Raw genomic sequence first — 1432 nt, 5'->3', positions numbered from 1 at the left:
TCCCGAGGTATCGGCGAACGACGGAGGGAATTCTCATGAGGTCGCTGCGCCGATTCTCCGCACCACTGGTGGCGGTCCTGTTCCTCGCCGGTTGTGGGTACGACGCCACGCCCCTCCCGAAGCCCGAGGCGGTCGACTCGTCGCCGGCCCCGCCCTCGAAGCCGGTCCAGTGCGACAACCCCCGTGAGTCGTACGCCCCGAGCAATGACCGGGCCGCCGCGCTCCAGCAGCTGAAGAACCGTGGCCGGCTCGTCGTCGGTGTCTCGGCCGACACGTTCCGGATGGGCTTCACCGACCCGCTGGACGGAGACCTCAAGGGCTTCGACATCGAGTTCGCCAAGGAGGTGGCCGACGCACTCGGCGTCACCCTGCAGCTGCGCGTGATCACCGCTGCCCAGCGGATCGAACTGCTCGACAAGGGCGAGATCGACATGGTCGCGCGCAACATGACGGTCAACTGCACGCGCTGGACTCAGGTCGCCTTCTCGGCGGTCTACTACAACGCCACCCAGAAGGTGCTGGTCCGTTCCGACGACGTCGCTGCCTACGAGAAGAGCGGCGTCGCTTCCCTCAAGGGCAAGCGGGTGTGCGCGCCGAAGGGTTCGACCAGCATCGACAACATCACCGAGAAGGCCGACGTCGAGGTCGTGGGAGCCGACAATCACACCGGCTGCCTGACGTTGTTCCAGAACGGTCAGGTCGACGCCATCACGGGCGATGACACCGTGCTGGCCGGACTTGCCGCGCAGGACCCTTATGCCGTCGTCCCGAAGCAGACGAAGCTGACCGATGAGCCGTACGGCCTGGCGGTCAACAAGGCCGACGTCGCGCTCGCAAGGTTCATCAACTCGGTCCTGGATGACATGCGGAGCGACGGTCGCTGGCAGTCGGCGTACAACAACTGGCTCGAGCCGTACCTGAAGGTCGACGCCACGCCTCCCACCCCTGACTACGGCCGGTGATCGTAGAGCAGGTGACCGCGATGACCGCCACTGCGCCGACCGCGCCCGGCAAGCTCGGGGACGCGCTGGATCCTGCTGCGATCCAGCGTTACCTGGGCGAGCTCGACGCGTGGTTGCGGGCGCGGCGGTCCGAGCTCGACGAGCTCGACCGGGCCGCGCTCGGTGCGGGACGGGGAGCCGAGCTCACCGGCGACATGTCGCTGGCCCTGGCGCTGTGGAAGGCGACGTCGGACCGGTACCAGCTGGTCTTCGCGACGTGGGACGGCGGGCGCGTGCTCACCCAGGAGCGGGAGCGGATCTCGGCGCTGATCTGGGGACGCCTCGACGGGGCGACCGAGCTTCCCGGTGGGCTGGCCGTGTCGTTGCCCGAGGCCGGGCGGCTGTGTGACGCGCTCACCGGACAGCTGCGCAGCCGGCTGGCGCTCGTGCCCGGCGCCGACGAGTCGGCCGCGCGGGTGCGCGAGCTGCGC

The 1432-nt window shown here is 69.0% G+C and carries 1 protein-coding gene and 1 pseudogene; both read left to right on the top strand.

Translation table 11 applies throughout. The annotated features are described in order from the left end of the window. Positions 1-35 precede the first annotated feature (35 nt). A complete protein-coding gene (locus tag ACOADB_RS23830; RefSeq protein ID WP_378604619.1) occupies positions 36-962 on the top strand; it encodes a transporter substrate-binding domain-containing protein in 927 nt (308 codons plus the stop codon). 20 nt (positions 963-982) lie between these two features. After that, positions 983-1432: pseudogene (locus ACOADB_RS23825) on the top strand (hypothetical protein); the annotation flags it as partial.

This window comes from Nocardioides sp. CPCC 206348 (assembly GCF_048654705.1).
Classification (GTDB): domain Bacteria; phylum Actinomycetota; class Actinomycetes; order Propionibacteriales; family Nocardioidaceae; genus Nocardioides.
This window is presented reverse-complemented; position numbering and strand designations above follow the sequence as displayed.

What these genes read in the sequence shown, in the direction of transcription:
- ACOADB_RS23830 (WP_378604619.1), top strand. Translation starts at nt 36, where the DNA reads ATGAGGTCGCTGCGCCGATTCTCCGCACCACTGGTGGCGGTCCTGTTC.